General features: G+C 68.8%; 2 protein-coding genes and 1 pseudogene. All 3 read right to left on the reverse strand.

The genetic code is table 11. The annotated features are described in order from the left end of the window. Positions 1 to 96: 96 nt before the first annotated feature. A complete protein-coding gene (gene nusB / locus ACFW9D_RS38490; RefSeq protein ID WP_188340028.1) occupies positions 97 to 531 on the reverse strand; it encodes a transcription antitermination factor NusB in 435 nt (144 codons plus the stop codon). A gap of 2 nt (positions 532 to 533) precedes the next feature. Beyond that, positions 534 to 1100 carry an elongation factor P gene (efp, locus tag ACFW9D_RS38495; protein ID WP_188340027.1) on the reverse strand — a complete coding sequence of 189 codons (567 nt, stop codon included), beginning with the start codon at positions 1098 to 1100 and terminating at the stop codon, positions 534 to 536. A gap of 59 nt (positions 1101 to 1159) precedes the next feature. Further along, a pseudogene (locus ACFW9D_RS38500) lies at positions 1160 to 1753 on the reverse strand (M24 family metallopeptidase); the annotation flags it as partial. Positions 1754 to 1823 lie beyond the last annotated feature (70 nt).

Genomic DNA, 1823 nt, shown 5'->3' on the forward strand with positions numbered 1-1823 from the left:
CCCGGCCCCCATACCCCCCCGGGGCCGGTAGCCGACCCCCTTACAGGTTCGACTCCGGGCCCCGAAGAACGGGCTGAGCGCCGGAGGCGTTACGCGTTACGCCTCGTCGCGCCGCAACGAAGGCTTCAGGTCCTTGAAGCGACCCAGAAGCCCGTTGATGAACGCCGGAGACTCATCCGTGGAGAACTCCTTGGCCAGCGAGACGGCCTCGTCGAGCACCACGGCGTCCGGGGTCCCGTCGACCCAGACCAGCTCATAGGCGCCGATCCGCACGATGTTGCGGTCGACGACCGGCATCCGGTCCAGGGTCCACCCGACGGCGTACTGCGAGATGAGCTCGTCGATCCGGGTCGCCTTCTTGGCGTATCCCTCGACCAGCTCCATCGTGTACTCGCTGACGGGCGGCTGCCGCGTGTCGCTGCGGGAGTGCCGGATCCAGTCCGCGAGGACCGTCAGGACGTCGGCGCCGCGCTGGTCTGCCTCGAAGAGGATCTGGAAGGCGCGCTTGCGGGCCGTGTTACGGGCAGCCACGGTTAGCTGTTCACCCGGCCGAGGTAGCCGCTGTCACGGGTGTCGACCTTGATCTTCTCGCCCGTGGTGATGAAGAGCGGGACCTGGATCTGGTGGCCGGTCTCCAGGGTGGCGGGCTTGGTGCCACCGGTGGAGCGGTCGCCCTGGACGCCCGGCTCGGTCTCGGCGATGGTCAGCTCGACGGCGGCCGGCAGCTCGACGAAGAGCACCTCGCCCTCGTGCTGGGCGACCGTGGCGGTGAAGCCCTCGATCAGGAAGTTGGCGGCGTCGCCGACGGCCTTGCGGTCGACGTGCAGCTGGTCGTAGGTCTCCATGTCCATGAAGACGAAGTAGTCGCCGTCCATGTACGAGAACTGCATGTCGCGCTTGTCGATCGTGGCCGTCTCGACCTTGACGCCGGCGTTGAACGTCTTGTCGACGACCTTGCCGGAGAGCACGTTCTTCAGCTTGGTGCGCACGAAGGCCGGGCCCTTGCCGGGCTTGACGTGCTGGAACTCGACGACGGACCAGAGCTGGCCGCCTTCGAGCTTGAGCACCAGGCCGTTCTTGAGGTCGTTCGTGGAAGCCACGGTTGCGGAATCTCCTGGACTGACGTGGACGACCCCGGGGCACAGCGCGTAGCCGTCGGCTACAGCGCGAGCAGCTCCTTGGTCGTGATGGTGAGTAGCTCGGGTCCGCCGTCCGCCTCGGGGCGGACGACGAGCGTGTCATCGATCCGGACGCCGCCCCGGCCCGGGAGGTGGACCCCCGGTTCGACGGTGACCGGCACACAGGCGTCCAGTTTACCCATGGCGGCGGGGGCCAACTGCGGGTCCTCGTCGATTTCGAGCCCCACCCCGTGTCCGGTCAGTTGTGCGAGTCCGTCACCATACCCCGCCGAGACCAGTACGTGCCGGGCGGCCCGGTCCACCTCACGGCACTCGGCACCGGGCACGAGGCTCTCCCGTCCGGCCCGCTGAGCGGCGAAGACGAGGTCGTAGAGCTCGATCTGCCAGTCCGCGGGCGTGGTCCCGATGACGAAGGTGCGGCCGATCTCGCACCGGTACCCGCGGTACGTCGCGCCGAGGCACACGGAGAGGAAATCTCCTTCCTCGACCCGCCGGTCGGTGGGCCGGTGCCCGCCGCGGCCGGAGTTGGGCCCGGTGCCCACGGAGGTCGGGAAGGCCGGACCGTCGGCGCCGTGGTCGACAAGTCGACGTTCCAGTTCCAGGGGGAGGGGGCGCGCGCGGGGGGCGACCAATGTCGACTACCTCTTGTAGGCGAGCGCCAGGTGGGCGCTGTCAGCGGGCGAA

It is taken from the genome of Streptomyces sp. NPDC059524 (genome assembly GCF_042749255.1).
Taxonomy (GTDB): domain Bacteria; phylum Actinomycetota; class Actinomycetes; order Streptomycetales; family Streptomycetaceae; genus Streptomyces; species Streptomyces xanthii.